The organism is Carbonicoccus niuqiaonis (genome assembly GCF_050157065.1).
Lineage (GTDB): Bacteria > Actinomycetota > Actinomycetes > Propionibacteriales > Propionibacteriaceae > Avipropionibacterium.
The window spans coordinates 850,729-871,252 of record NZ_CP189573.1; the positions used below are offsets into that span (position 1 = coordinate 850,729).

Below are 20,524 nucleotides of genomic sequence, written 5' to 3' on the forward strand. Positions count from 1 at the left end.
GTCGAAAGGAAGTTGATCATGTCCAACCAACCGCCACACCTGCACCGCAGGACGCTGCTGACCACGGGGTCGGCGCTCGGCCTGGCCGCTTGGCTCGGCGTCGGCCCCACCGCCACACCCCGCGCCCTCGCAGTCGACGACCTGGTGCTGGTGCGACAGGGCGTCGCCGAGGCCAGCATCGTGCTGGCCGCCGATCCCACGACTGAGGAGGAACAGGCTGCCGCCGAGATCGTTGAACACGTCCGGTTGATCACCGGCGCAACGATCCCGCTGGACGACTCCGGAGCCGTCCTGATCCACCTCGGGCCGTGCCCGGCGCCCGTCCCCGACATCTCCGACCAGCCGGAGGCCTTCGTGCTGTCGGTGGAGACCGACCGAATCCAGATCCAGGGCAACATCGGCCAAGGCGTGCTGGCCGGAGCCATCCACCTGCTGACCATGCTCGGGGTCCGCTGGCTCGATCCACGATGGACCCACACACCGTCCACGACGACGCTGGCGGTGACGCGGGGTGTGGTGCGAGACCAACCGTGGTGGGCCTATCGGACCCCGACCGCACTGTGGCACTACGCTCCGCCGTTCCCCCGCGGGCCCGAGCAGCAGCTGGAGCCCACCCCGTACGCGCGACGTCACCGCCTGACGGCCTCGGGCAACGGAGTCGGTGGACATGGCCTGCCATTGGTGCCCAAGCCGAACCCGACCACCGAACCGGAGCTGTTCATCCGCCGCAAGGACGGCACCGTGTCGCCGCAGGCCGACGTCACGCACCCAGAGATCCTGGTCCGCGCGCTGCGCGGTGCCCGGGAGATGTTGGCCAAGAACCCGGCCCAGAAGTGGCTGAGCATCGGACCCGACGACGGCCTCGGGTTCGAGTCGACCGACTGGGACGCCGGGGACTGGGATCCGCTGGTGGGCGACATCAGCGTCACCGACCGCTACGTGAAGTTCTTCAACCTCATGCTGGCCGAACTGCAGGCCGACGACCCCGAGGTCGGCATCGTCTTCTTCGCGTACGTGAACTACATGCGGCCGCCGGTCCGGGAGGTCCCGAACTCGCGGCTGGTACCGATGTTCGCACCGATCACCGTCGACCGAATCCACAACATCAACGACCCGGACGGATACGAGCGGCGCTACGTGTTCCGGCTGATGGAGCAGTGGCGGGCCTTGGGGGTGCAGGTCGCCAGCTACTCCTACCTCGACAACCTGGCCGACCCGGGCCTTCCGTTCTCGCCGCTGCCACAGGTCGCCGCGGAGATGCCGGCCGTCGCAGCGCTGGGCAGCAAGGACGCGGTCCGGGTGGAACCGTTGCCGAGCTGGGGATACGACTCACCCGGCATCAATGCCGCGATGGCCGTGATGTGGGATCCACAGGTGGACCTCGAGGCGCTCACCGACGAGTTCTTCGCGCTCGCGTACGGCCCGGGCGCGACTGCCATGCGGCAGCACTTCGCCTCACTCGACGAGGTCTACCGCACCACCTCGTGGACCGCCGGCAGCATGTACGACTCGCTGCACGTGCTGACACCGGAGGTGATGACCCGGCTCGAGCCGTCACTGCAGGCAGCCGAACGGGCGGTCGAGGGTTCCGGTACGGAACGCCACGTCGCGCAGGTCTCGATGGTCCGGCTGCGGTTCGACTACGGACAGCAGTTGCTGGCGATGATGCGGTACTGGCGTGCCGGCGAGTTCGCCGAGGCGAAGGTCGCCTACGACGCGGCCTGGCAGCTCGGACAGCGCGGTGCGACGAACGTGCCCGTGGCGGTCTACCCACTGCGCGCGCAGTACCAGAGCTGGTTCTGGAACAAGCAGGTCCACCAGGCGCTGGACAAGACGTCGGGCGACAACGAGCTGGTCGCGACCGCGCGCGATCGCTGGGACGCCATCATCGACAACGGGGTCGACGGGCTGGCCGATGCGGTCCCCACCTCTGCCGACGGGCTGACCTGGCGGACGGCCTCGACGAATGAGCGGACCTGGTCGGGCCAAGGGCTTCGGTACCTGTTCGGTGGCGGCCTGTGGTACCGGACCACGGTCGAGGTCCCGGAGCGGTTCCGCGGTCGGGCGCTTCGGTTGTGGATCGGTGCGGTGGATGACCGCGCGCAGTGCTGGATCAATGGGCATCCGGCCGAGGCGACCGGGCGGTCCGGTGGGCTGGCACCGTGGGAGTTCGACGCTCGCGGCCTGATCCGCTTCGGCGAGGAGAACGAGATCGTGGTGAAGGCCAGCAACATAACCCTCGACGAGATCGGAACCGGCGGCATCCAAGGTCCCGTCTTCGTGTGGGCGGGGGAGGCTGATGCGACCCCGGTCAAGGCACCTGCGGCACCGACCCTTCCGCATCGGTTCCGCGATGAATGGCAGCGCCTCGCCCGCGAGGCCGCCCGCCTTGACGCGATGGCACCGCGGGGGCCGAACGCCACCCGGCTGCCGCACGCATGGCAGGCCATCGTCGACCCGTCCGGCAAGGCTGTCGAGGTCGGCCTGTGGGAGCCGCAGGTCGACGACAACCACTGGATGCCGCTGCGCTCGGACAAGACGTGGGCCGACCAGGGCATCGCCTACTACACCGGCGGCATGGTCCAGCGGACTCGCCTCCCGCGGGTGAAGGGTCGGCCGAGCACGTTGTGGATCGCCCGGGCCTCCGGCACGGCACAGGCATGGCTCGACGGTGAACCGTTGACGCCGATCAGCGGTGCCGACGGCGGGTCGTGGGAGTTCGCACTGCCCGCGGTCGCCGAGGGTCAGGTGCTGGTACTCGCCACGTACGCACCCAACGCCGTTCCCGGCACCGGCGGCGTCGTGGGGCCGGTCGTCCTGTACTGACTGACGCGGCTCAGCTCAGGAGTCCAGCTCGGTCGGCAGAGTACGGTCGTGCACGATCACCAGTGAGGTCACCGCACGGGTGAGGCAGACGTACAGCCGCCGCAGTCCGGTCATCCGGTCGGGCTCGCCGTCGACGATGGCGGCGGGCTCGACCAGCAGCACGTGGTCGAACTCGAGGCCCTTGGCCAGACTGGCCGGCACCAGGTCGATCCGGGTGTCGAACTCGTCGGTGGCCACCCCCAGCAGCCGGAACTCCAGCCCGGCCTCGGTGAGCGAGTCCGCAGCCGTGGGGACGTCGGCGTCGGCGACGATCACCCCGATCGTGCCCTCGCGGTCGGCGAGCCGCGACACGGCCTGGCCGACCGCGGTCGTGCTGCCGGTGGTGATGGCCAGGTCGCCCCGGCTGCGCCGGACCGCGTGCGGGGGTGTCAGGTCGGGGGCGATCGTCGGCAGCAGCCGGGCCGCGTACTCGATCACCGAGGCGGGGACGCGGAACCCGGCGACGAGTTCCTCGACCCGGGCGTCCGGCTGACCGAGGTGGCCGAGCGCGTCGGTCCACGACCGGGTCGCCCACGGCGTGGTCGCCTGGGCGAGGTCACCCAGGACGGTCACCGAGCCGGTGCTGGCCCGTCGGCCGACTGCGCGCAGCTGCATCGGTGACAGGTCCTGGGCCTCGTCGAGGATCAGATGGCCGCGGCTGGGCGTCCGGGTCAGCAGGTCGGTGACCTCGTCGATCAGCACCAGGTCGGCCAGCGTCCACTTCGCCGACTTCACCGATCGTGGCGGCTTCGCCCAGCGGATGAGCTCCTGTTCGGCCTCGTCGAGGATGCCGTCGGCGTACCGGGCGAGGGCGTCGGCGTCGGACAGCAGCTGCCAGACCAGTTTCGCCGGGTCGATCGCCGGCCAGAGTTGCTTGCACAGCTTCTTGACCGGGGCCGACCGGGCGACCGCGTTCTGCACCCGGTCGTCGGGGGAGTCGCCGGCCGCCTCGAGTCGCAGCAACACCTGGTGGGCCAGCCGCTGCGGCAACATCTCGCGGCCCGCCTCGTACCGGATGCCCCGGTTGCGCAGCTCGGCCAGCACTTCGCTGATCAGGTACTCCGGCACCCGCCACTGCCGCGACCCGCGCGGCACCACCAGCGACTCGGTCGGCGTGCCGAGCTGGTCCCACACCGCGCGCCGCAGCACCTCGGCCAGCCGGCTGTCACCCTTCAGCACCGAGACCGCCGCGTCCTCCTCACCGGTCACCTCGATGCCGGTGCCCCGACCCACCAGTGACGTCACGGTCTCCGACACCGCGTCGATCTCACCGAGGGCGGGCAGCACGTCACCGATGTAGGACAAGAAGCTGTCGTTCGGACCGACCACCAGCACCCCGGCGCGGGTCAGCTGCTCGCGATGGGCGTACAGCAGGTACGCCGCCCGGTGCAGCCCGACGGCGGTCTTCCCGGTGCCCGGGGCACCCTGCACGCACACCGAGGTGGTCAGGTCGGTCCGGACGATCACGTCCTGCTCGGGTTGGATGGTGGCGACGATGTCGCGCATCGGCCCGGTACGGGGCCGCTCGATCTCGGAGTCGAGGATGTCGGAATGGGCCAGCTCGATGCCCCCGGTGAGGTCCTCGTCCTCGTACGCGGTGAGCTGGCCACGCACGAATCCGAACCGCCGACGCCGTCGGACAGCCATCGGGTCGGCGGGCCTCGCCCGGTAGAAGGGCAGCGACACCGGGGCCCGCCAGTCGACCACCAACGGTTCGCCCCCGGTCTCCGCGGTGACGTGGCGCCGGCCCACGTAGTGGGTCTCGTCGCGGTCGGCGCCGAGCGCGGTCGCATAGTCGAGGCGGCCGAAGAACAGCGGGATGGTCGGGTCGTCGCGCAGCGACAGCATCCGCCGATACAGCGTCTGCAACAGGTACTGGGTGGACACGTGGTCGCCGCCGTACGCGGTGTTCTCGCCGGTGAAGGCGAGCGAGGCGGTGTGGTCGTGCATCCGCTTCAGGGCGGCGCGGGACTCGGCCAGGTGTCGTTGTTCCAGCAGCAGGTCGGACGGCGGGGCGGGGTCGGCGAGGTCTGTGGGCATACCAGCAAGAACCCTTCGGGCGGGAGTGGCTTGAGGCGGAAGAGCGACGTTACTCCCGATGCGGGGACCCGTCCAACGGAAATCGTCGTGGGGCAGAATGGGGGAGATGATCACCGAAGTGCTGGCCCGGCGACTGGCCGACCTCGGCCTGACGTGGCAGCCGGCCCCGGGTGACCGATTCGTGGTGGACAACCCGGAGCTGGTCGAACAGGTGCTGCACCTGGCCGACATGACGATCGAGAGCCATCAGCTCGACACCGGCACCATCTTCACCTTCAACGGGACGACCGAGTGGGCGCTGGACTCGGTGGCGAAGGAGAACACCTTGTGGCTGCCGCGGGAGGACCAGCTCCGGCAGGCGCTGGGGGACTCGTTCCGCAGCCTGTCGCGGCAGGGTGGCCGCTGGGTGGTCGACATCCAGGTCGACGGTGACCTCGCCACCGCCACCGATGCCGACGTCGAGTGCGCGTACGCCCGCGCGCTGATCCGCGTCCTGGGAGTCGCCACATGACCGGTCGCCGTACCGATGCCGTCCCACCCGCGCCGGCCCGACCGGTGCTGCGCCGACGGACCGCCCGCGTGATCATGGTCGATCCGGCCGACCGGGTGCTGCTGTTCGCCGACTCCGACCCCGGCCTGCCCGCGTACGGCTGGTGGGTGACGCCGGGTGGCGGCATCGACGCCGGCGAGACCGCCGAACAGGCGGCGGTACGGGAGGTGGCCGAGGAGACCGGGGCGGTGATCACCGAGGACCAGCTGATCGGGCCGCTGGCCCGCCGGCACGTGGTGCACGGCTACTCCGACCAGGTGGTCGACATCGACGAGCTGTTCTACGGCGTCCGGGTCGACGCGTTCGAGGTCGACATCACGGGCCACACCGTCGACGAGCAGCTCACCCTCACCGGGAACCGCTGGTGGCCTCGGGCCGAGCTGGCGACCACCGACGCGTGGCTGTGGCCGAACTGTCTCCCCAGGCTGGCCGACCGCGTCGCCGGCCACCTCGCCGGTGTCGCAGTGGCCTGCGAGGACCTGGGCGAGATGGAGGAGTCGACGCTCGCAGTCGAGCCGGCCGAGTCGGCAGACGACCTCAGGCGCTGAGCAGTTCGGTGAGTTCGGCTGCCATCAGGGCACGCCGACCGGGCGACTCGAACGAGCGGGTGTCGTGGCCGAGGAGGTCCACGATGATGTTGAGGCCCGGGTCGCGGCGCCGCCACACCACCGGCTGGGGCTCCCCGTCGAGCACGTGCTGCAGCACCGGCTCGACGTCGTCCCCCATGATCATCTTCGAGTAGCGCTCGTCGAACGCGACGACCTCGGCGCGGCCGCCGAGCAGCGGATCGGCCTCCCGGCCGGGCACCGCCTCGAACACCGCGTCCGAGATCGGCGGATGCATCGACGTACCGGGCCGCCACTCACCACCCAGCAACGTGCGGTAGCCCGGCCAGTCCGGGAATCCGTTGCTGGCTTGGTGATGGGCGAGCATCGCACCGCCGTCGCGGAGCCACGCCTCGGCGACGGTGAACGCCTCGGCCCACGCCGGATCGGGCGCGAACTCGGGGTCGGGGCCGCCACCGCCGACGTTGACGACCAGCAGATCCACGCGATCGAGGTCACCGAGCGCATCCGGGGTGACGGGCACGATGGTGTGCTCGGCGTCGAGGGTGTCGGCGACCGCGCCGATGGCGGCCGAGGTCTCGACGAACGGGTGCCACGGGTCGGCGTACCGTCCCGCGCCGCAGATGATCCTGATCATGACGTCTCCCAACTCCGGTGGGGTTGCTTCGGCGTCGAGCTTACGGGCGGTTCGCGCCGTCGGCCGCGGTGGATGGCGTACGGTCGACGCATGGCTGAGGTGACCGTGCTCCACAATCCGCGCTGCTCCACGTCCCGCGCCGCGATGGAGGCGGCTGCTGCCGCCGGGGTCGAGGTGAACGACGTCCGCTACCTGACCGACCCGCTCGACGAGGCCGCGCTGCGCGATCTGCTCGGCAAGCTCGAGGACCCGCCGACCGACCTGGTCCGTCGCGACGCGACCTTCGCCCTGTTGGGCTTGGGTGACGACGACGTCGCCACCGTCGACCAGGTCGCAGCCGTGCTGGCCGCCAACCCGAAACTCATGCAGCGACCCGTGCTGATCCGCGGCGACCGGGCGATCATCGGCCGCCCCAAGGATCGGGTGCCAGCCTTCCTCCGGGGCGAGTGACCGACCGCCGCTGAGCACAGGAGTTGATCGTGGAAGCCCTTCTCGTACTGCTCAGCGCCTTCGTCAACGCGCTGGTCCTCGGCTTCCTGGCCCGGCGACTGGTCGGCTCGCCGGTCGGCTGGCCACGAACGATCCTGCTGAGCCTGCTCGTCACCGCCCTGCTCAACCCGGTGTACGCCACCGCCATCCCGGCGCTGGGCGTCGACATCAACTCCGACGACCCGGTCCGGCTGCTCATCGTCGCCGGCGTCGGTGCGTTGCTGTTCGCGTGGGTCCTGGTGATCGAGGTGATCATCCTGGTGATCGCCGAGGCCTTCGTGCCGACCGGCTCGCTGCCGAGCCTGGTGGGGTTGATCCGCGGCATCCCGGCCCGGCGGAAGCGGACCAAGCGCTACCTGGCGATCATCGGCATCCTCGCCAAGCACGGACTGGCCGGTTACCTGCGGCCCCGCCGCCGGGTCGAACCGGCCGCGCGGATCGCCCGCGCGGTGCGGGAGGCGATGACCGACGCGGGTGTCACGTACGTGAAGCTGGGCCAGATGCTCGCGACCCGGCCCGACCTGTTGCCGCCGCCGTTCGTCGCCGAGCTGTCCACCCTGCACTCGGCGGTCCCGGCCGAGCCGTGGGCCGCGGTGGCGCCGGTGATCGAGGAAGAGCTGGGCCGGCCGATCCAGCAGCTGTTCGCCGAAGTCGACCACGACCCGATGGCGGCCGCGTCGGTCGCGCAGATCCACGCCGCCCGCCTGATCGACGGGACCGAGGTGGTGATCAAGGTGCAGCGGCCACGGGCCAGGGCGCAGGCGATGGCCGACCTCGACATCCTCGACCGGCTGGCCGAGCGACTGGAGCGCACCACCGGCTGGGGTCGCTCGCTGCGGGTGCGCGACCTGGCCGACGGGTTCGCCGACTCGCTGAACGAGGAGCTCGACTACCGGGTCGAGCTGGCCAACATGGACGCGGTGGCGGCGGCCAGCGACGCCGTCCGCGTGCCGACGCCGTACCCGGAGCTGTCGGGCCGTCGGGTGCTGGTGATGGAACGCATGCAGGGCACGCCGCTGTCGGCGGCCGGCACCGAGGTGGCCGCGCTGTCGGCCGGGCAGCGCGCGACGATGGCCCAGGACCTGTTCACCGCGGTGTTGCGGCAGATCATGGTGTCGGGGGTGTTCCACGCCGACCTGCATCCGGGCAACATCTTCGTCGACCGCACCGGGCGGCTGGCGCTGCTCGACTTCGGCTCGGTGGGTCGGCTCGATCGGGCCGCCCGCAATGCATTGGGGTCCCTGCTGCTGGCAACCGAACGGGGTGATGCGATCAGCGCCACCGACGCGTTGATCGAACTGCTGGAACGCCCGGCCGGCCTGGACGACCGGCGGTTGGAACGTGAGGTCGGGCAACTGGTCGTCCGGTACGGCGGTGGCCTCGGTGCCGGTGGCTCGTCCCGCCTGTTCGGCGACCTGATCAACCTCGTAGCCCGACACCGGTTCTCGATCCCGCCGGCGGTCGCGGCCGCGTTCCGTGCCCTCGGCGCCCTCGAAGGGTCACTGCGGTTGCTGAGCCCGGACCTGGACGTGGTCGCGACCGCTCGCGCCGAGGGGCAGCGGATGATCGCCGCCCAGTTGGAGCCGGAGGCGATGCGCACCGAGCTGGAGAACCAGCTCGCCGGGTGGGTGCCGTTGCTGCAGCGGCTGCCACGCCGGGTGAACCGGATCACCGAACAACTGGAGGACGGCCGGCTCGGGGTGTCGGTGAGGTTGTTCGAACGGCCCACCGAGCGGGCGTTCCTGACCGGCATCGTGCACCAGTTGATCTTGTCGGTGTTGGCGGGCGCGTTGGCGCTGTCGGGGGTCGTGCTGCTGGTCGCGCCGGGTGGTCCCATGATCACCTCGGCGATCGGGGTCTTTCCCGTGCTCGGCGCGACGCTGTTGCTGTTCGCCTTCGTACTGGGCGCCCGGGTGCTGGTGTCGATCTTCCGGCAGGAGCATCTGGTCAGTCGGTCGGAGGGAAGCGACCCCGCGGGACAGGAACCTCGCCGGTAGCAGGCCTCTCACTGGGACTGCTCCGGCACCACTTCCTCGTCGTGGCACACGTTTCTCGCCGTGGCACACGCTTCCGACGCCTGCAGCGTGTGTCACGGCGGGCAAGTGGTGTCACGGCGGGCAAGTGGTGTCACGGCGGCAAATGGTGCCGCTCCAACGACGTGGCCTCAACTGGGTTCGGTGCCGATTTCAGCGTCGATCTCGTCTGCGTCGATGATGCGGTACGCATACCCCTGCTCGGCCAGGAAACGTTGCCGGTGTTGGGCGAAGTCGGCGTCGACGGTGTCGCGGGCGACCACGGCGTAGAAGCGGGCGGTGACCCCGTCGGCCTTGGGCCGCAGGATCCGCCCGAGTCGTTGTGCCTCCTCCTGCCGGGAGCCGAACGCCCCCGACACCTGGATCGCCACCTGGGCACTGGGCAGGTCGACCGAGAAGTTGGCGACCTTGCTGACCACCAGCAGGTCGATCTCGCCGGAGCGGAACTGTTCGAACAGCTTCTGACGTTGACGTGTGGTGGTCTCGCCCTTGATCAACGGGGCGTCCAACCGTTCGGCCAGCTCGTCGAGCTGATCGACGTACTGACCGATCACCAGTCGCGGTACGCCGGCGTGGGCGCGGACCAGGTCGACGACGGTGTCGGTCTTGGAGTCGGCGGTCGAGGCCAACCGGTACCGCACGTCAGGTTCGGCCAGCGCGTACGTCATCCGCTCGGCCTCGGTGAGCTGCACCCGCACCTCGACACAGTCCGCCGGTGCGATCCAGCCCTGGGCCTCGATGTCCTTCCACGGGGCGTCGAACCGCTTCGGCCCGATCAGCGAGAACACGTCCCCCTCGCGGCCGTCCTCGCGGACCAGGGTGGCGGTCAGCCCGAGCCGACGGCGGGCCTGCAGGTCGGCGGTCATCCGGAACACCGGTGCCGGCAGCAGGTGGACCTCGTCGTACACCACCAGCCCCCAGTCGCGGGCGTTGAACAGCTCCAGGTGCGGGTGGATCCCGCCGCGCTTGGTGGTGATCACCTGGTAGGTCGCGATGGTGACGGGCCTGATCTCCTTCTTCGCCCCCGAGTACTCGCCGATCTCGTCGGCGGTCAGCGTCGTCCGACGGACCAGCTCGTCGCGCCACTGTCGGGCGGCGACGGTGTTGGTGACCAAGATCAACGTCGTCGCACTCGCATGCGCCATCGCGGCAGCACCGACCAGCGTCTTGCCGGCACCACAGGGCAGCACCACCACGCCGGATCCGCCGTGCCAGAAGGAATCCGCGGCCAATCGTTGGTACGGCCGGAGCTCCCACCCGTCCTCGGCCAGCACGATCTCGTGGGCCTCACCGTCGACGTAACCGGCGAGGTCCTCGGCCGGCCAGCCGAGTTTCAGCAGCACCTGCTTGAGGTGGCCACGCTCCGACGGGTGCACCACCACGGTCTGCTCGTCGATCCGGTTGCCGACCAGACCCTTGACCTTGGCCGAACGCAACACCTCGGTCAGCACCGCCAGGTCGGTGCTGACCAGCACCAGACCGTGCACCGGGTGCTGCTCGATCCGCAGCCGCCCGTACCGCTCCATCGTCTCGGCGATGTCGACCAACAACGACGACGGCACCGGGTAACGGCTGTGCCGCAACAGCACGTCCACCACCTGCTCGGCGTCATGCCCGGCGGCGCGTGCATTCCACAGCCCCAGCGGCGTCAGCCGATAGGTGTGGATGTGCTCGGGTGCCCGCTCGAGCTCGGCGAACGGAGCGATCTCGATCCGGCACGTCTCGGCCTGCTCGTGGTCGACCTCGAGCAACAGCGTGCGATCGGACTGGACGACCAGGGGGCCTCCGGTCATGACGGTGTCTCCTGCGATGTCGTCTCCCGCGATGTCGTGGACTCCGACGGGGAGGACGACGGCCCCACCACGCCACCCTCCTCGGACCGGACGATCTCGAGCGGCTTGCTCCCGTTCGAGCGGTTGCCGTCGGAGTCGACGGCGACGAGGAAGAAGCTGGCACTGGTCTCGTCGTCCAGCCACCGGACGACTGCGGTGCAGCCGGACTCGGTACAGGTGAGGGTGAGGTCCTCGGCGGGCACCCGGATCGGGTCGCCTCCGTTGACCCGATACACCTCGTAGTCCGCAACCCCGTCCTCGGCCGCGTTGTGCGGCCAGCCGAACGTGGTTGCCTCGTAGTTGTTGTCGACCAACTCCGGCTGCGGCGGTGCCTCCGGCGGCGTCGTGTCGGGCGGCGGCGTCGGCGACGGGGTCGGGCTCTGCGACGGCGTGGTGGGCGGCGACGTCGGGGTCGGGCTCTGCGACGGCGTGGGCGTCGGGGTCGGGCTCGGCGACGGTGAGGTCGAGGCCGACCCGGTCGTGCTGGACCCGGCCGTCGGTGACGATCCCGGCGGGGTCGGGACCGGTCGCCGGGTGTTCGGAGGCCGCCGGTTCGTGGGCGCGGTCGCCGTGTTCACCTGCTGGTTCGGGTCGTACGACAGCGTCGGCGACGGAATCGGCGGCGCCGACGTGGCCTGCGGCCCACTGGCCGAGGTGGGCAACCGACTCGGCGCCTGCTGGGCGTCGTGCCGCCCCGACCCGGACGGCGAGTTCGCCGGGGTGGGCAGCACGTACAGGGTTGCCACTCCCGCAACGCACACCGCAGCCACCAACAGGCGGCGGATGGTCACAGGATTCACGCAGGCATTGTAGTCGTTGCGAACAATCCGGGCAGTCGCGTTGAGGCTGCCCCTCAGGGGCGGTGGGGGGCGGCCCCGGTGATCCGGCTCAGCGTGACCGTCCACGGGCCGTCCGCGCCGACGAGCCGGACCGTCCCGCCGCCGAGCTCGATCGGTGTCGCGACGGCGTGCGCCCGGGTCCCGTCCCGGCGGACGTAACTCAGGTCCAGCGGCGCCCCGTCGGCCACCGCCCGGTGCACCGTCACCACGATGTCGTCGGTCGCGGCGGCGTACGAGGCGGCCCGCTCCTGGGCGGCCACCAGGGCCCGGGCGACGTCGACCGGGGTGGCCTCCGGCGGCCGGGTCGCCGGTCGGGCCGGACCTGCGCGCAGCGGAGCCGGCGCGGTGAGCGTACGGCCGGTCTCGTCCTCGGCGGCCGGGTGGAGACCGAGGTCGCGCAGCACCTGGATCACCTCCTCGGCGTCCGCGGCGGCGACCAACACCCCCGGCGCGATCTCGCGCAACCCCAGACCGGCGGCGTCGGGGTGGGCCAGCACACTGCGCGTCTGCGCCTCGTCCTCGGTCCGTACGTAGCACCACGCGACGCCGACCCGGACGCTGCCGTGCCGACGGGCGGTGTCAGCCACCAGGTACGCCAGCGGCTGCGGGACGCCGGTGCTGGAGTGGTCGGTCAGCCACTGGGTGATCTCGTGGTGCGACCAGCCGGCGTCGAAGGCGCGGCGCACGGTGGCGGCCGAGAACCGGAACGTCGCCCCGGCGCCTCGGGACTCTTGGTCGGCCAGCAGCCGCAGGTCCCGGGCCACCTCGTGGTGCAGCGGGCCGGGCGACATCGCGGTCAGGTCACCCTGGATGATCACCTGCTCCACCGGCACCGGGAACTGGTCCAGCACCGCCGGCGGCAGCACGCCGACGCCCCGGTCCAGCACCGGCAGCAGGGCCGAGGTGACCTGCGACGACAACACCCCGAGCAGGTGCAGCTCGGTGCACACGTCCTCGACGGCTTCGAGCAGCGGCCAACTGGCGCGCGCCCAACCGGGTCGGTGCCAACCCAGCACCTCGGTCCACGCCGCCGGGTCGACCTCGAACCGGCCGACGGTCTCGGTCCGGGCCAGCAGTTCGCCGAGCAGGATCCGTCGGACCTCCGGGCCCGGGCTCCACGCACCCTCCGGCCCGAGCACGTGGTGACCGGTCCGGGTGCCGCGGGCGTACCAGCGGGTCTCGGCCGCCCAGCCGTGCAGCAACTGTTCCCACCGGCGGACCGGCGGCTCGCCGAGCCACCGGTCGTACGCGCCGGTGGGCAGCAGCGTCTGCTGCCCGGTCGGCTGCAGCAGTCCGGTGGCGTGGGCGAGCTCGAACAACAGACCGGTCCGCGGCAGCCCGGCCTGCAGGGCGGCGGCCGCTGCACCGACGTCCCGCACCGCCAGCCCGCCGTCACGGAGCAGTCGCAGTGGCGCCCCGGACGCGTACTCACAGACCGCCTCGACATCGGCCACCAGCTCGAAGGCGGCCCCGACCGCGGTCATGTCCACCCGCCGTCGTACGGCGTCGGGCACCGCTTCGGCGGTCGGCTCGGGTGCCTGCGGTGCCGGTTGGTCCCGCAGCAGCCGGCGCGGCTCGCGGAGCTGCCAGGCCACCTCGCGCGGCAGCAGCACCAGGCCGTCGTCCAGGGTGCGGAGCAGCCCCACCCGGATCAGCCGGCCGACCGTCGAGCCGGGGTCCTGCTGCCGGTCGAGCCCGACCTTGCCGGTCGGCGGACCCCACACCAGCCGGTCCAGGACGGCGCGGCCGTCGTCGCTGAGCTCGGCCAGCGCCTGGGTGACCCTCGCCGGCTCCGTCGGCGGGTCAGCGGTCGGGGCAAGCCCGCCGGGGTACGGACCGGCCGCGACCCGGGCCTGGCGGAGCAGCCGATGCCGCTCGGGTCCACCCCAGACCAGCCCACGTCGGGCGAGTTCGGCCAGGGCGGTGGCGACGTCGGCCGCGTCGGTGTCCTCGCCCAGCAGCGTGGTCACCTCGGCCACACCCACCGGGTCGGGGAGGGCGGCCACAGCCTCGACGACCGTGGCCAGCCACGCGTCGAGGTGGTGCAGCGCACGGGTCACCGACGAGTGGGTTGCGGCGCGCGCGGCCAGGTCGGCGATGTCGTCGGGCGGCGGGTGCAGCAGGTCGGGCCGTACGGCCAGCAGTGCGGCGAGCCGGTCGGTGTCGAACCCGCGCAACCACTCGGTGAAGGTCCGAGCAGTCGGGGTGGGTTCGGAGTCGGTCATCCCCAGTTCGACCGGCGCGGGGTGGGGGTCTCACCGTTCTGCAGGGCCCGCAGCACCAGCGCGGCCGCGATCAGCAGCACCGCCCAACAGCCGACCAGGCTGAACAGGCCGAAGGTGCCCCACCACTGCGACAGGTCGCCGCCGACGAAGATCAGGATCAGCCCGATCAGCCCCAGCGCCACACTGGCGCCGATGAAGGTGCGCCGGACCGGGACCGCGGCGACGGTGATCCGCGAGCTCAACGTGAACGCGATCACGAACAGGATCGGCGACAGCACCGGGATGACGCCGCCGGCCAGCAGGAAGATCAGCACGCCGGGGGTGATGGCACCCAGGAAGCTGCCCAGGGTGAGCGGTGCCGGCGGGCCGGCCTGCGGTCCGGGACCGAACCACTCCGGTGTCCCCGGCTGCGGTGCCTGGCCCGGCAGCTGTGCCGCGCCGTGGTGGCTGCTCAACGTGATCGGCTGGGCCGGCGGCGGTCGCAGCACGGTCCGTTGGCCGCTGCCCAGCGGGTCGGGGGCGGACTCGGCCGAGGCGGGCGTCCCGGTCGGCGGGCCCCACCCGGCGCTGACCGCCGGGGTCACCGGCGGGCCGGTGGGTGGGCTCCAGTGGGCGGCCGACCAGGCCGAGGTGTCGGAGGTGAGCGCGGCGGTGCTGGTCTCGAACGCGGTGGTCGGGTCGCGCTCGTCGAGGGCATCGTGGGCGTGCAGCGACGCGAGGGCGGGGACGGGTTGGTCCGGGTCGCCGAACCGGGGGCGCTCGGCCGGGGCGTCGTCGACCGCGCGGGCCCGCGGTGGGGCCTCGTCGAGCGGGGCCACCTCGGGTGCGTCGAAATGGTCCGGGCGCGTCAACGGCGCGTACTCCGGTCCGTCCTCCCACGTGGCCATGGGGGCCATCCTAATGCGGTGTCGGTCAGCCGGATTAGATTGGCCGGGTGACGAGTTCCACCGAGCAGACCCAGGCGCCGCCGACCGAACGGCTGCTGGCCGAGCTGGCCGAGCTCCCCGGGGTGGTGGTGGCGTTCTCGGGCGGCGCCGACTCCGCCCTGGTGCTGGCGGCCGCGGTCCGGGCGCTGGGGGCCGACCGGGTGGTCGCGGCGACCGCGGTGTCGTCGTCGTTGCCGATGGTCGAACGAGGACCGGCGGCCGCGTTCTCGGCGAGTCTCGGGGTCACCCACCACTGGCTCGACACCCACGAGATGGATCGCGACGGCTACCGTGCCAACTCGGGCGCCCGCTGCTACTTCTGCAAGGCCGAACTGCTCGAGGTGCTCGGCGAGCTGGGCCGCGAGCTCGGTTGGCCGGTCGCCACGGGGACCAACGCCGATGACGCCGTGGCCGGGTTCCGGCCCGGGATCCGGGCCGCCGCCGAGCGGGGGGCGATCACACCCCTGTTGTCGGCCGGCTTCGACAAGGAACAGGTGCGAGCCGTCTCCCACGACTGGCAGTTGCCGACCTGGGACAAGCCGGCGGCAGCGTGCCTCAGCTCGCGGATCGCGTACGGCATCGGCATCACCCCGGCGCGGCTGGCCCGGGTCGAGCGGGCCGAGGCGGCGGTGCGGGCGCACTGGGGTGCGCAGGCGCCGCTGGCCGACCTGCGGGTACGTGACCTCGGTGAGGGTCGGGCGCGGTTGGAGGTCGACCGCCCCGCGCTCGAGGCGTTCGAGCGCGGGGCGTGGGCCGAGCCGGTGCTGACCGGAATCCGTGACGCGGGATTCGACCAGGTCGAGGTCCGGGCCTTCCGGTCGGGATCGATGAACGACGCACTCCGGTCCCGCGGCGGAGACCCGGCCCCGTCCTAGCCCCTGGCTGCCGTGGCCGGCGTCGTCAGGTCGTCATGCCGATCACGCGTCCTGCCAGGTGAACCAGGTCAGCCACAGGTTCGACCACGGTGCGTACATCTCGGGGGAGTCGGCGCCGATCCGGTTGCCATCGCGGTCGAAGCAGCGGATGGTGGTCTTGCCGGAGCCGCCGGAGGCGCCACAGGTCAGGCCGTTGGCCGCCATCGTCTCGTCGGGGGACACCGCGACGGACACGATCGGGCCGAACGTGTTGTCGTACACCACCAGGTCGCCGTCGTCCTCGACCTCCAGGTGGGTGGGGCCGACACACATGTGGGACCTGTTGGCGTGGATGTACGGCTTCGTGTTGCCGGCGGCGTCACGCTGGTCGAACCTGATCACGCAGCCGCGGATGGCGATCTTGTTGTTGTGCTTGGCCTCGCGCATGAAGTTCTCCGCGGTGGCGCCGACCAGGCCGGAGCCGACCATCGCGAAGGCCAGCAGCACCACGGTAACGGCTCGGCGGATCGAGACCGGGGTGCTGGCGAACCGGTCACGGAGACGGCGCAGGCCGGTGGCCAGGGGCAGGACAGGGGACATGGGGGATTCCTTCCGTCATGGGTTGCACTTCCGCGTGCAACCGCTTGCGTCGACGGTAAGGGCGTTCCGGAACACCCGTCAAGGGGCAACTTTCCTCGCGAGCGGCGGGCGTGGCCGAACGGTCAGGAGGCGTGTCGGGGACGGGGCCTGGTCGGCACGATCTCCAGCGGGACCAGGCGACGCAGGGTGCGCGGGGTCACCCCACGCACGGTCGCCCGGCCCAGCTTCAGCGGGTCGAGGTGGAGGTCGGCCCGGCGGACCGGAGCCACCCCGAGCGACAGGTTCGACTGACGTGCCATCGCCAACGCCAGGACGCCGGCCAGGGCCAGCGTCGCCAGACCCGAGATCAGCACCGTGGTCCGCGGCCCGATGGTGTCCATCGCGAAGCCGAGGATCGGGCTGCCGAGTGCCTGCATCCCCATCTGCACAAGGATGTAGACCGCCATCACCCGACCGCGCAGGGCGGGTGCCGCAGCGGTCTGCACCAAGGTGTTGGCGCCGATCAGGAAGGTGAGCGACACCAGTCCGCCGGCGACCAGCATGACCCCGTACAGTCCACCGTTGGGCATCTGCGACCCGATGGCGATCAACAGGCCGAGGAGCCCGAGCAGCGCGGCGAGTTCGCGCAACCGCAGCTTCTTCTTCCGGCCGGCCGACAGCAGGGCGCCACTCAGCGCGCCGACCGCGTTCAGGCTGATCAACAGGGAGTAACCGTTCACGCCGAGGTCGTACACCTGGGTCGAGAACGCGGTGACGACGACCGGGATGTTCATGGTCAGGAAGCCGGCCACCGCCAGCAGGACCAGGGCCCACCGGATCTCCGACGTCCGCCGGATGTAGGCCAGGCCCTGCCGCAGCTGCCCCTTCGCGCGCGAGGCGGCGGTGGGGAGCTGGCTGATCGCGGGCCTGATCATCGTGATGACCACCACGACCGCGGCCGTGGCGACGGCGTTCGCGATGAACGACCAGCCGAGGCCGATGGTGCCGATCAGGATGCCGGACAGTGCCGGGCCGACCAGGGCGGCGGAGTGGAACACCGAGCTGTTCAGGCTGACCGCGTTGCGGATCCGCTCGGCCCCGACGAGTTCGGTCACCAGCGCGGACCGGGCCGGGTTGTCGATCACCATCACCACGCCGAGCACGAACGCGATCACGAACACGTGCCAGGCCTGGGCGGTGCCGGTCAGGGCGAGAACGCCCAGCACCAGGGCGCACAGGGCGGCGGCGGCCTGGGTGACCTGCAGGATCCGCTTCTTCGGGTACCGGTCGGCGATCACCCCCGAAAACAGGCCGAACAGCAGGAACGGCAGGAACTGCAGGGCGACGACCAAGCCGACCATGGCCACACTGCCGGTGAGTTGCAGCACCATCCAGTCCTGGGCGACGCGCTGCATCCAGCCGCCGACCGACCCGATGGCCTGGGCCCCGAGGAACAGTCGGTAGTTGCGGACCTCGAGGGCAGCGAGGCTGGCGGGCCACCGACGCGGCGGGCGTCGGTGGTTGATGGGGGCACTGAGGCGGTCGACGGAGGTGGACGTGGACAGGACTGCTTGCGTGCTCGGCGGCACGTTGATCACCCAGGTTCTGGCTTGCGGTGTGGCTGAGGAAGTGGTTGGGGGCGACTGCGCCCGCCTGCTGCAGAGCCTAAGCGCCAAGGGCGCCTCAGGGCAGCACTCGGGCCAGTATATGTGGTATTGGGGGTCGTAATCCAATCGGCGTGTTCATCGGATTTCGCCGGGGTCGTCCGACGTTGCTTCTGGACAGCCTTCGAACGTCCACTTTCCTTGCCAGCAAGGAAAGTGGCAGTGTCGGGCCGGTCCGGCGGTCGGACGGCGCGATGGGTGGTGGTGGCCGGGCTACGATGTGCGGCGTGGCTATGGAGCGGCACTACGACCTGACGCAGTTGCGCACCTTCTTGGCGGTGGTGGCGACCGGCAGTTTCACCCGCGCCGGGGAGCAGTTGGGCCTCAGCCAACCGACCGTGTCGCAACACATCCGACGGCTCGAGGAGTTCGTCGGTCGTCCACTGCTGCTCCGCGACACCCGCAACGTCTCGCTGACCGACAACGGTCAGGCGCTCGCCGGGTTCGCCCGGCAGTTGTTGGCCGCCAACGACGAGGCGCTGGCGTACTTCTCCGCCGGGACGGCGATGCGCGGCCGGCTGCGGTTCGGGGCCGCCGACGAGCTCGCGCTGACCGAGTTGCCGTCGATCCTGCGCGCCTTCCGGGTCGGCCATCCGCGGATCAACCTGGAGCTGACCGTCACCCAGTCCGGCACCCTGCAGCGCCGGCTCGCCGCCAACCACCTCGACCTGATCTTCGTCAACCAGGAGGCCGACAGCGGGCGGGGGCGACTGGTCCGCCGGGACCGACTGGTGTGGGTCGGGCTCGAACGGGCCCAACTCAAGCCGGACGAGCCGATCCCGCTGGTCACCTATCAGGCGCCGAGCCACAGCCGTACCGTCGCCATCAACGCCTTGGAGGCGGTGGGCCGGCAGTGGCGGATCACCTGCAACACCCGCGAGGTGAACGGGATGCTGGCCGCCGTCCGAGCCGGGCTGGGGGTCTGCGTGCTCGCCCAGACCCGGGTCCCGGGGGACATGCGGCCGCTCACCGGCCGATTCGACCTGCCGATCCTGCCCGACATCGAGATGGCCCTGCTGGCCAACCCGCTGGCCACCAAGGAGCCGGTGGAGGCGTTGAGTCGGGCCATCCTCGACCTGCGGATGGTGCCGCTCAAGCCGTGATCGGCCCGGCTCGGCCCGGAACGGATGCGACTGGACGGTGGTCGGCCGGGTAGGCTGGCGGCCAAACGATTCCATGTCCCACACCCCGGCCAGCCGGGACGTTCTCCAGTGAGGTTGCAGTGCCTGTTGGCAAGGTGCGGTTCTACGACGCCGAAAAGGGTTTCGGCTTCCTGACCAAGGACGAGGGCGGTGACGTGTACGTCCGCTCCTCGGCACTGCCCGCGGGGGTGACCTCGCTGAAGCCGGGGCAGAAGGTCGAGTTCGGGGTGATCCAGGGCCGCAAGGGGGAGCAGGCGCTCTCCTTGCAACTGGTCGAGGCGCCGCCGTCGTTGTCGAAGGCGCAGCGCAAGGATCCCGAGACCATGGCCGTGATCGTGGAAGACCTGATCAAGATGCTGGACGGTGTCGGCAACACGTACCGACGCGGTCGGCACCCGGAGAGTCGGACCGGGACCAAGGTGGCGCAGGTGTTGCGCGCCGTCGCCGACGAGTTGGAGCTGTGAGCGTGGCCGCTGCCGAACGAACCAGGACGCCCAAGGCCGACCCGGCCTGCGTCGGCGCCGTCGACCTGGCCCGGGCCGCCGCAGAGGAGGTGGCCGACGCCCCGGCGTCGGGTGACGCCCTCGGGGAATACCTCGGGCACCGGGTCGAGGGCGAGCGGCTGGTGACGCATCGGTTCGCCACCACCGACCCGGCCTACCAGGGGTGGCACTGGTCGGTGACGGTCGCCCGCGCCTCGCGGGCGAAAGACGTCACGGTCAACGAGATCGTGCTGCTGCCCGGTGACGAGGCGCTGCGGGCGCCGGCCTGGGTGCCGTGGGCTGATCGGGTGGAGGCTGGCGACATCGCGCCCGGCGTTCAGTTCCCGACCCCGGCCGAGGATCCACGGCTGGTCCCGGGTTACACCGCCGGCGAGGACGCCGCCGATGCGGATCCGGCCGAGCAGAGCCAACTGCGTGCGGTCGTTGCCGAACTCGGCCTGGGGCGCGAACGGCTGCTGTCTGCCGAAGGACGCGACCAAGCCGCCGAGCGCTGGTACGCCGGCGACGGCGGCCCCGACAACCAGATGACCCAGCAGGCCCCGGGCAACTGCGTCAGCTGTGGCTACTTCGTCAAGCTGGCCGGCTCCATGGGCACCCAGTTCGGAGTCTGCGCCAACGTGTACTCGCCCTCGGACGGCCGCGTCGTCAGCCTCGACCACGGTTGCGGGGGCCACTCCGACGTCGTGGAGGAGCAGCCGAACTCCGAGCCGGCGGCGCCGGTCTGGGACAGCGTCAGCTGGGACAGCGAAGCGACTCTGTTCGAGTAGGGAGGGCTGCTCG

At 71.2% G+C, this 20,524-nt stretch carries 17 protein-coding genes; 9 read left to right on the plus strand and 8 right to left on the minus strand.

Annotated elements, in window-relative coordinates:
* The first annotated feature begins 18 nt into the window (after nucleotides 1-18).
* Nucleotides 19-2,826: a DUF4838 domain-containing protein gene (locus ACQBAU_RS03830; RefSeq protein WP_465255134.1), complete on the plus strand. Its 2,808-nt coding sequence runs from the start codon at nucleotides 19-21 to the stop codon at nucleotides 2,824-2,826.
* A gap of 15 nt (nucleotides 2,827-2,841) precedes the next feature.
* On the opposite strand, the gene ACQBAU_RS03835 is transcribed toward ACQBAU_RS03830, so the two are convergent.
* Nucleotides 2,842-4,905 carry a HelD family protein gene (locus tag ACQBAU_RS03835; RefSeq protein WP_465255133.1) on the minus strand — a complete coding sequence of 688 codons (2,064 nt, stop codon included), beginning with the start codon at nucleotides 4,903-4,905 and terminating at the stop codon, nucleotides 2,842-2,844.
* A 106-nt stretch (nucleotides 4,906-5,011) separates the two neighbouring features.
* Between ACQBAU_RS03835 and ACQBAU_RS03840 the strand changes: the two genes are divergently transcribed.
* A complete protein-coding gene (locus tag ACQBAU_RS03840) occupies nucleotides 5,012-5,416 on the plus strand; it encodes a pilus assembly protein CpaE (RefSeq protein WP_434551239.1) in 405 nt (134 codons plus the stop codon).
* Nucleotides 5,413-6,003 carry an NUDIX hydrolase gene (locus tag ACQBAU_RS03845; RefSeq protein ID WP_465255132.1) on the plus strand — a complete coding sequence of 197 codons (591 nt, stop codon included), beginning with the start codon at nucleotides 5,413-5,415 and terminating at the stop codon, nucleotides 6,001-6,003. The genes ACQBAU_RS03840 and ACQBAU_RS03845 overlap by 4 nt, the downstream gene beginning before the upstream one ends.
* On the opposite strand, the gene ACQBAU_RS03850 is transcribed toward ACQBAU_RS03845, so the two are convergent.
* Nucleotides 5,993-6,658: a ThuA domain-containing protein gene (locus ACQBAU_RS03850; protein ID WP_465255131.1), complete on the minus strand. Its 666-nt coding sequence runs from the start codon at nucleotides 6,656-6,658 to the stop codon at nucleotides 5,993-5,995. The two genes, ACQBAU_RS03845 and ACQBAU_RS03850, sit on opposite strands and share 11 nt — an antisense overlap.
* 90 nt (nucleotides 6,659-6,748) lie before the next feature.
* On the opposite strand from ACQBAU_RS03850, the gene ACQBAU_RS03855 reads away from it, so the two are divergent.
* Together ACQBAU_RS03855 and ACQBAU_RS03860 are read left to right on the plus strand one after the other, a co-directional pair.
* A complete protein-coding gene (locus tag ACQBAU_RS03855) occupies nucleotides 6,749-7,108 on the plus strand; it encodes an ArsC/Spx/MgsR family protein (RefSeq protein WP_434551235.1) in 360 nt (119 codons plus the stop codon).
* A gap of 29 nt (nucleotides 7,109-7,137) precedes the next feature.
* On the plus strand, nucleotides 7,138-9,144 hold the full coding sequence (locus tag ACQBAU_RS03860) for an ABC1 kinase family protein (RefSeq protein ID WP_465255130.1): 2,007 nt from the start codon (nucleotides 7,138-7,140) through the stop codon (nucleotides 9,142-9,144).
* Between the two features lie 167 nt (nucleotides 9,145-9,311).
* Here ACQBAU_RS03860 and ACQBAU_RS03865 read toward each other — a convergent pair whose 3' ends face one another.
* The 4 genes from ACQBAU_RS03865 to ACQBAU_RS03880 are packed head-to-tail and all read right to left on the minus strand — an operon-like array spanning nucleotide 9,312 to nucleotide 14,963.
* Complete coding sequence (locus ACQBAU_RS03865) at nucleotides 9,312-10,973, minus strand: DNA repair helicase XPB (RefSeq protein WP_434551233.1); 1,662 nt, start codon at nucleotides 10,971-10,973, stop codon at nucleotides 9,312-9,314.
* Nucleotides 10,970-11,812: a hypothetical protein gene (locus tag ACQBAU_RS03870; protein WP_465255129.1), complete on the minus strand. Its 843-nt coding sequence runs from the start codon at nucleotides 11,810-11,812 to the stop codon at nucleotides 10,970-10,972. Before ACQBAU_RS03870 ends, ACQBAU_RS03865 begins: the two co-directional genes overlap by 4 nt.
* A gap of 53 nt (nucleotides 11,813-11,865) precedes the next feature.
* A complete protein-coding gene (locus ACQBAU_RS03875; RefSeq protein ID WP_465255128.1) occupies nucleotides 11,866-14,076 on the minus strand; it encodes a helicase-associated domain-containing protein in 2,211 nt (736 codons plus the stop codon).
* Nucleotides 14,073-14,963 carry an Asp23/Gls24 family envelope stress response protein gene (locus ACQBAU_RS03880; RefSeq protein WP_465255127.1) on the minus strand — a complete coding sequence of 297 codons (891 nt, stop codon included), beginning with the start codon at nucleotides 14,961-14,963 and terminating at the stop codon, nucleotides 14,073-14,075. Before ACQBAU_RS03880 ends, ACQBAU_RS03875 begins: the two co-directional genes overlap by 4 nt.
* 47 nt (nucleotides 14,964-15,010) lie before the next feature.
* Here ACQBAU_RS03880 and larE point away from each other — a divergent pair, with 47 nt between their 5' ends.
* On the plus strand, nucleotides 15,011-15,877 hold the full coding sequence (larE, locus tag ACQBAU_RS03885; protein WP_465255126.1) for an ATP-dependent sacrificial sulfur transferase LarE: 867 nt from the start codon (nucleotides 15,011-15,013) through the stop codon (nucleotides 15,875-15,877).
* 42 nt (nucleotides 15,878-15,919) lie between these two features.
* On the opposite strand, the gene ACQBAU_RS03890 is transcribed toward larE, so the two are convergent.
* Entirely contained in the window at nucleotides 15,920-16,456 is a 537-nt protein-coding gene (locus ACQBAU_RS03890) for a hypothetical protein (protein WP_465255125.1), read from the minus strand.
* Between the two features lie 122 nt (nucleotides 16,457-16,578).
* The gene (locus tag ACQBAU_RS03895; RefSeq protein ID WP_465255124.1) at nucleotides 16,579-18,024 is read right to left on the minus strand and encodes an MFS transporter; all 1,446 of its coding nucleotides are present in this window, start codon (nucleotides 18,022-18,024) and stop codon (nucleotides 16,579-16,581) included.
* A 308-nt stretch (nucleotides 18,025-18,332) separates the two neighbouring features.
* On the opposite strand from ACQBAU_RS03895, the gene ACQBAU_RS03900 reads away from it, so the two are divergent.
* From ACQBAU_RS03900 to ACQBAU_RS03910, 3 genes are all read left to right on the plus strand, one after another.
* On the plus strand, nucleotides 18,333-19,202 hold the full coding sequence (locus ACQBAU_RS03900; protein ID WP_465255380.1) for a LysR family transcriptional regulator: 870 nt from the start codon (nucleotides 18,333-18,335) through the stop codon (nucleotides 19,200-19,202).
* Nucleotides 19,203-19,321: 119 nt separating this feature from the next.
* Nucleotides 19,322-19,705: a cold-shock protein gene (locus ACQBAU_RS03905; RefSeq protein WP_465255123.1), complete on the plus strand. Its 384-nt coding sequence runs from the start codon at nucleotides 19,322-19,324 to the stop codon at nucleotides 19,703-19,705.
* Entirely contained in the window at nucleotides 19,702-20,511 is an 810-nt protein-coding gene (locus ACQBAU_RS03910; RefSeq protein ID WP_465255122.1) for a DUF3027 domain-containing protein, read from the plus strand. Before ACQBAU_RS03905 ends, ACQBAU_RS03910 begins: the two co-directional genes overlap by 4 nt.
* The last annotated feature ends 13 nt before the right edge of the window (nucleotides 20,512-20,524 follow it).

Bases quoted from the DNA above. Each gene is read 5' to 3' on its own strand.
- ACQBAU_RS03830 (WP_465255134.1), top strand. From the start codon at position 19: ATGTCCAACCAACCGCCACACCTGCACCGCAGGACGCTGCTGACCACG.
- ACQBAU_RS03835 (WP_465255133.1), bottom strand. From the start codon at position 4,905: ATGCCCACAGACCTCGCCGACCCCGCCCCGCCGTCCGACCTGCTGCTG.
- ACQBAU_RS03840 (WP_434551239.1), top strand. From the start codon at position 5,012: ATGATCACCGAAGTGCTGGCCCGGCGACTGGCCGACCTCGGCCTGACG.
- ACQBAU_RS03845 (WP_465255132.1), top strand. From the start codon at position 5,413: ATGACCGGTCGCCGTACCGATGCCGTCCCACCCGCGCCGGCCCGACCG.
- ACQBAU_RS03850 (WP_465255131.1), bottom strand. From the start codon at position 6,658: ATGATCAGGATCATCTGCGGCGCGGGACGGTACGCCGACCCGTGGCAC.
- ACQBAU_RS03855 (WP_434551235.1), top strand. From the start codon at position 6,749: ATGGCTGAGGTGACCGTGCTCCACAATCCGCGCTGCTCCACGTCCCGC.
- ACQBAU_RS03865 (WP_434551233.1), bottom strand. From the start codon at position 10,973: ATGACCGGAGGCCCCCTGGTCGTCCAGTCCGATCGCACGCTGTTGCTC.
- ACQBAU_RS03875 (WP_465255128.1), bottom strand. From the start codon at position 14,076: ATGACCGACTCCGAACCCACCCCGACTGCTCGGACCTTCACCGAGTGG.
- ACQBAU_RS03880 (WP_465255127.1), bottom strand. From the start codon at position 14,963: ATGGCCACGTGGGAGGACGGACCGGAGTACGCGCCGTTGACGCGCCCG.
- ACQBAU_RS03890 (WP_465255125.1), bottom strand. From the start codon at position 16,456: ATGTCCCCTGTCCTGCCCCTGGCCACCGGCCTGCGCCGTCTCCGTGAC.
- ACQBAU_RS03900 (WP_465255380.1), top strand. From the start codon at position 18,333: ATGGAGCGGCACTACGACCTGACGCAGTTGCGCACCTTCTTGGCGGTG.